This is a genomic window from Kitasatospora sp. NPDC047058 (genome assembly GCF_040643935.1).
Classification (GTDB): Bacteria; Actinomycetota; Actinomycetes; order Streptomycetales; family Streptomycetaceae; genus Kitasatospora.
Window position 1 is genome coordinate 1 of record NZ_JBEYVJ010000450.1, and the last position, 5,034, is coordinate 5,034.

The 5,034-nt window shown below is 75.9% G+C and carries 7 protein-coding genes; 3 read left to right on the forward strand and 4 right to left on the reverse strand.

The features are described from left to right. Positions 1–254: 254 nt before the first annotated feature. Positions 255–1,064 (reverse strand): DeoR/GlpR family DNA-binding transcription regulator, encoded by an 810-nt coding sequence (locus ABZ885_RS35115; RefSeq protein ID WP_360198019.1) that lies wholly within the window; start codon positions 1,062–1,064, stop codon positions 255–257. Positions 1,065–1,166: 102 nt separating this feature from the next. After that, entirely contained in the window at positions 1,167–2,078 is a 912-nt protein-coding gene (locus ABZ885_RS35120; RefSeq protein ID WP_360198022.1) for an NAD-dependent protein deacetylase, read from the reverse strand. A gap of 150 nt (positions 2,079–2,228) precedes the next feature. Here ABZ885_RS35120 and ABZ885_RS35125 point away from each other — a divergent pair, with 150 nt between their 5' ends. Genes ABZ885_RS35125 through ABZ885_RS35135 form a run of 3 tightly spaced genes read left to right on the forward strand, consistent with a single transcriptional unit; the run spans position 2,229 to position 4,132 of the window. Next, positions 2,229–2,675, forward strand: a complete 447-nt coding sequence (locus tag ABZ885_RS35125) for an archease (RefSeq protein WP_360198025.1) — start codon at positions 2,229–2,231, stop codon at positions 2,673–2,675. 28 nt (positions 2,676–2,703) lie between these two features. Next, positions 2,704–3,327 (forward strand): RtcB family protein, encoded by a 624-nt coding sequence (locus ABZ885_RS35130; protein WP_360198027.1) that lies wholly within the window; start codon positions 2,704–2,706, stop codon positions 3,325–3,327. Position 3,328: 1 nt separating this feature from the next. Continuing rightward, positions 3,329–4,132, forward strand: a complete 804-nt coding sequence (locus ABZ885_RS35135; protein WP_360198030.1) for an RtcB family protein — start codon at positions 3,329–3,331, stop codon at positions 4,130–4,132. 84 nt (positions 4,133–4,216) lie between these two features. On the opposite strand, the gene ABZ885_RS35140 is transcribed toward ABZ885_RS35135, so the two are convergent. Both ABZ885_RS35140 and ABZ885_RS35145 read right to left on the reverse strand, forming a co-directional pair. Next, positions 4,217–4,897: a peptidoglycan recognition family protein gene (locus tag ABZ885_RS35140; RefSeq protein ID WP_360198033.1), complete on the reverse strand. Its 681-nt coding sequence runs from the start codon at positions 4,895–4,897 to the stop codon at positions 4,217–4,219. Then, a partial coding sequence (locus ABZ885_RS35145) for a hypothetical protein (protein WP_360198036.1) occupies positions 4,849–5,034 on the reverse strand: 186 nt, incomplete at its 5' end. The genes ABZ885_RS35140 and ABZ885_RS35145, both read right to left, overlap by 49 nt.

The following is a 5,034-nucleotide window of genomic DNA, read 5'->3' on the forward strand; positions in this document are numbered from 1 at the left end:
CCGATCGCCACTCCGCGCGCCGCCAGCAGCCGGAGGAGCCGCTCCCAGCCCTCCCCGGGGACGACGGCGCCGTCCGGCGTGAACGCGACCGCCGGTCTCTTGTCGTTCTCGCCGTAGTCGTTGCGGCGGTCCTTGCGGTAGCTCAGCCGCTTCTTCTCCTGGGGCGTCTTCCGTCGCACCCCGCCAGACTGGCCGATCCGGGCCGCCGCCGCACCCGGTTTTCCGGCCGCCGGCCGCCTTGCCCTCCGGGGGCCTCAGCCCGCGGGCACCTGCGCGATCACCAGCTCGCCGACCGCCTCCGAGAGGACGGTCCGGGCGTGCTCGCCTATGCCGGAGTCGGTGACGAACACGCCGACGTCCTCCAGGGCGGCGAAGCCGCTGAGGCCGACGACGCCCCACTTGCTGTGGTCCGCCACCACCGCGACCCGCCGGGCCGAGGCGATCAGCGCACGGTTGGTCTGCGCCTCGGCGAGGTTCGGCGTGGTCAGGCCCGCCTTCTCCGACACCCCGTGGGCCCCCAGGATCAGCAGGTCGACGTGGAGCGCCCGGATCGCCTGGTCGGCCAGCGGCCCGACCAGCGCCGCGGACGGCGTCGGCGCGCCCCCCGTCAGCAGCAGCGAGGGCGCATCCCCCTCGGGCTGCTCCCCGGCCGTGCGGATCAGCTCCGCGACGGGCAGCGAGTTGGTGACGACGGTCAGCCGCGGCACCCGCAGCAGTCGGGCGGCGACCGCGTAGGTGGTCGTCCCGGCCGAGATCGCGATCACGCTGCCCGGTTCGACCAGGGCCGCCGCGGCGTCCGCCACCGCGGCCTTGGCCGCCGACTCGAGGCCGGACTTGGCCTCGAAGCCCGGCTCGTCCGCCGCCGTCTCCGTCCCGAGCACGGCGCCGCCGTGCACCTTCTTGACCGCGCCCGAACGCTCCAGCGCGTCGAGGTCCCGGCGGATCGTCATGTCGGAGACCCCGAGCTGCTCGACCAGTTCGGCGACCCGCACGGCTCCGCTGCGGCGCACGATCCCGGCGATCAGCGCCTGTCGCTGATGGGCGAGCATCCCCGTCTCCGCCACAGCCCCACACCCCTCACCAACGAACCGAAAACGCCAGAAGCCGACACTCGAGGATACTGAAGCCCACGCCGCCGGTGGCCGGCGGAGTACGGTCCTGCTTCCTCACTCGTCGCCCGGGTCGCCCAGCCGGTCGGCCAGCGCGGACAGCGTCGCGCCGAGCGGTAGGGCGGCCCTCAGGCCGGCGTACTCGTCGCCGCGCGTCGTGCCCTGGTTGACGATCGCGACGGGCTTGCCCTCGCGCGCGGCGTGCCGCACGAAGCGCAGGCCGGACAGCACGGCGAGCGACGAGCCGAGGACGAGCAGCGCCCGCGCCCCGTCCACCAGGTCGTAGCACTGCTGGACGCGGTCCTTGGGCACGTTCTCGCCGAAGAAGACCACGTCGGGCTTGAGGATGCCCCCGCAGGCCGTGCACGGCGCGATCCGGAAGGCCGCCACCAGCGCGTCGGGCAGCTCCACGTCCCCGTCCGGGTTCACCCGCGCCTGCGCGCCGCGGGAGGCGCCGTTGAGGTCGTGCAGGCGCCGGTCGAGCTCCGCGCGCGTACTGCGGTGCCCGCAGCCGAGGCAGACCACCCGGTCGAGGCCGCCGTGCAGCTCGACGGCGTCCACGGTGCCGGCCGCGCGGTGCAGCCCGTCCACGTTCTGGGTGATCACCGCGGAGACCCGCCCGGCCCGCCGCAGCCGCTCGACCGCCCGGTGCCCGGCGTTCGGCCGGGCCTCGGCGATCGCCCGCCACCCGGCGTGGCTGCGGGCCCAGTACCGGCGCCGGGCCGCCTCGCTCGCGGTGAACTCCTGGTACGTCATCGGCGTGTGGCGGCGCCGGCGGCCGGTGGCGCCGCGGTAGTCGGGGATGCCCGACTCGGTGGAGAGCCCGGCGCCGCTGAGCACGGCGACGCCCCCGCCCGCCAGCAGCCGCCGGATCCCGTCCAGCGCGGCCCCTGGCGGCGTGCCCTCGTGGGCGGCCGGCGGCGCGCCGTCGCGGCCGCCCGGTCCGTGAGGTTCCGGGTGCGGAGACATGCCGCCAGGGTAGTCCGGCCGCCGCCGGTCCCGGCCGGGGGTTGCCTGGGCGCGGGTGCGGGTCGAGCCTGGAGGAGAGGGACGGCCGGCGGACCGCGGACGGGTCGGTCGCCGAGAGGCACCCGCCCCGGAGACGAAGGAGCCTCGCCGGTGACCGGGCAGCAGCGTTCAGGCAGCGGCCACCGGACCGTGGCGCACACGGCGGACCTGCGGGTGGAGGCGTGGGCGCCGACCGCCGAGGGGTGCATCCGCGAGGCGGTGCGCGCCGCGGTCGAGGGCTTCGCCGACACCACCGGGGCCCGTCCGAGCGGGGAACGCGCCTGCACCGTCACCGCGGCGACCGACGAGGACCTGCTGGTCGCCGTGCTGGAGGAAGTGATCTACCGGATGGACGCCGACGGCGAGCTGCCCCTCGGCACGGAGCTCGGGGCGATCCGGGCGACGGCGGAAGGCCGGGCACTGCCGGTGCGCTTCCGGATGGCGGACGCCGCCACCGCCGCACCGGTCGGCGCGGTGCCGAAGGCCGTCTCGCTGCACGACCTCCGCCTCCGGGGCGGCCCCGGGGGCTGGAGCTGCCAGGTGACGCTCGACGTCTGAACACGACCGGGAGCCGGAGGTGAGGACCGTGGAGATCACGCTCGTCGAGGAGGGCCGCTACCGCTTCCGCATCCCGCGGCGGGAGCCGATGCGGGTGCCCGGGGTGGTGTTCGCGTCCGGGGTGCTGCTGCCGCAGGCGGCCGGCGACAAGGCGCTGGAGCAGGTCGCGAACGTGGCGACCCTGCCCGGCATCGTCCGCGCCTCCTTCGCCATGCCGGACGTCCACTGGGGCTACGGCTTCCCGATCGGCGGGGTGGCCGCCACCGACGCCGACCGGGGCGGGGTGATCTCACCCGGCGGCGTCGGCTTCGACATCTCCTGCGGGGTGCGGCTGCTCGCCGCCGGCATCGACCGGGCGGAGCTCGGCCACGACCGCCTCCGGCACCTGATGGACCTGCTCGACCGCACCGTGCCGCGCGGCATGGGCCGCGGCGGCCTGTGGAAGCTGTCGGGCACCGGGGAGCTGGACGACCTGCTGGTCGGCGGCGCCCGGTACGCGGTCGAGCACGGCCACGGGGTGCCGCGCGACCTGGCCCGCTGCGAGGACGACGGCGTCCTCGTGGGCGCCGCGCCCGGGCAGGTCAGCAGCCGGGCCGTGGAACGCGGCCTGCACCAGGTCGGCAGCCTGGGCAGCGGCAACCACTTCTTTTGAGGTGCAGGCCGTCGAGCACGTCCACGACCGGGCCACGGCAGCCGCGTTCGGACTGCACACCGGCCAGGTCTGCGTCATGATCCACTGCGGTTCGCGCGGCCTCGGCCACCAGGTGTGCACCGACCACGTCCGCACCATGGACCGGGACCTGCACCGCCACCGAATCTCCGTCCCCGACCGCCAGCTCGCCTGCACCCCCGTCGACTCCCCGGCCGGCCGGGCCTACCTCGGCGCGATGGCCGCGGCGGCCAACTACGGCCGCGCCAACCGGCAGCTGCTCTCCGAAGCCGCCCGCCGCGCCTTCGCCGAGGCCGCCGGGGCGGGCCTGGAACTCGTCTACGACATCTCCCACAACATGGCCAAGATCGAGACCCACGAGGTCGACGGCGAGCCGCGGCGGCTCTGCGTCCACCGCAAGGGCGCCACCCGGGCCCTGCCGCCGGGCGACCCCGGCCTGCCGCCGGACCTCGCGGCCGCCGGCCAGCCGGTGCTCGTCCCCGGGACCATGGGCACCGCCTCGTACGTGATGGTCGGCCTGCCCGGCAACGACGCCTTCCACTCCGCCTGCCACGGCGCCGGGCGGGTCTGGAGCCGGCACCACGCGCTGCGCATGGTCCGCGGCGAACGGCTCCGCGACGACCTGGAGGCGCAGGGGATCGCCGTCCGCCCGTCCTCCTGGCGCGGCCTCGCGGAGGAGGCGCCCGAGGCGTACAAGGACGTCGACGCGGTCGCCGCCGTGACGGAGGGCGCCGGCCTGGCCCGGCCGGTCGCCCGCCTGGTGCCGCTCGGCGTGGTCAAGGGCTGACCCGTTCCGTGCGGCACCGGCCGGTCCGGGCCGCCCGGCCGCTGCGGTGTGCCGGCGTGCTGTGGCCAGTGCACGGCGCCCGGGTCAGTGCGCGGCGCCGCCGCCCGGGGCCGCGACCTCGGCGCGGAGCACGGGCAGGGTCGCGTACATCGTGCCGCCCGGGCAGTCGGTGGCCAGCCAGTCGCGGTGGCCGCTGATCAGGTCGACCGGCTTGGTCACGCCGTTGACCGGGTTGACGAAGGTGACGTGCGCCTGCGGGTCCAGCCCGTGCGTGCGGGTGAGGACGGCGAGCAGCGCGGTCAGCGAGCGGCGGGCCGGCGCGGTGGGCTCCTGGCCGGTGAGCGTGCCGAGCAGCGCGATGCCGAGGTTGCCGGAGTTGAAGCCGGCGGTGTGGAAGGCGGTCACCACGTTCCCGGACGCGTCGTGCGCGGGGATGCCGTCGTCGCCGGACCAGCGGCCCTCGTAGATCCGGCCGGCCTCGTCGATCAGGAAGTGGTAGCCGATGTCGCCCCAGTCCTGGGTGACGGCGTGGTACTCGTAGATCGCCCGGACGGTGGCCGCCGGGTCGGGGTCGGAGTTCGGCGTGTCCGTGTGGTGGACCGTCAGGGTCTGCAGCGGGTAGTACTTCGGCGGCGAGTTCTCCACGCCGTTCTTGAAGCGCTTGGACTCGTCCGCGCCCCAGGCCGCCCGCGCGACGTACTCGGTGCCGCAGAAGCTCACCGGCGTGGCCGGCGCGAGCGCGACACTGCGGACGGGGCCGTGCACGGTGTCGATGGCGGCGGTGCGGACGTTGCCGGCGCCGTCGGGAGGCGCGAGCGCAGCCGGCCCTCGGCGATCGCCCGCTCGTACAGGGCCAGGTCGTCCAGCGAGTTCTGCGGCTCGACGACGGTGGTGATGCCGTA

Excerpts from the sequence above, each read along its gene's own strand:
- ABZ885_RS35120 (WP_360198022.1), bottom strand. The coding sequence starts at position 2,078 with ATGTCTCCGCACCCGGAACCTCACGGACCGGGCGGCCGCGACGGCGCG.